The organism is Bulleidia sp. HCP3S3_C9 (assembly GCF_052064035.1).
GTDB lineage: Bacteria > Bacillota_I > Bacilli_A > Erysipelotrichales > Erysipelotrichaceae > Bulleidia.
The window spans coordinates 1-569 of record NZ_JBQHWJ010000131.1 but is presented as its reverse complement, the minus strand read 5'-3'; the positions used below and the strand labels follow the sequence as shown (position 1 = coordinate 569).

The 569-nt window shown below is 36.4% G+C and carries 1 protein-coding gene; it reads left to right on the top strand.

The annotated features are described in order from the left end of the window. Positions 1 to 85: 85 nt before the first annotated feature. Complete coding sequence (locus ACTND6_RS11100) at positions 86 to 472, top strand: hypothetical protein (RefSeq protein WP_441021838.1); 387 nt, start codon at positions 86 to 88, stop codon at positions 470 to 472. The last annotated feature ends 97 nt before the right edge of the window (positions 473 to 569 follow it).

The following is a 569-nucleotide window of genomic DNA, read 5'->3' as shown; positions in this document are numbered from 1 at the left end:
ACAGAAAATGCAGATATTTTGACTATGATTTAGTCTTTTCTCTGCATCGTTTTTTTATTTAATTTGAATATATTATTGGTTTTATGTGTATTTAATTTGGCGTTCTACAGTATGCAGCGTAAATGAAGAATATGTGAAACAGATGCCAAAAAAACCAGACAACAACAGAATCGGACTGTATGAAGAAGTAGTTGACTACTGCGAAAGAGTATACAGGCTGGTTGATGATGATGAAAGTTTAAAGGCATATAAGAACATACAAGAAAATATGAATCTTCTCCGTGAAACGCTGGATGATGTAAATGAAGAGCTGACCTACTCTAAAGACAGTGATGCCAAGACGGGACACAAAACTGCAGACACAGAATTCTTTGGGTATAAGACACATATCGCAATGACTCCAGAAAGAATTATTACAGCTGCTGCTGTCACTTCCGGAGAGAAGCACGACGGAAGGGACTTGCATCTTTAGCAGACAAGACAGAAGCTAACGGAATAGATGTTGATAATATTGTTGGAGATGGAGCATATTCTGAAAAGGAAAATATAGAGTATGCAAATGAAAATGA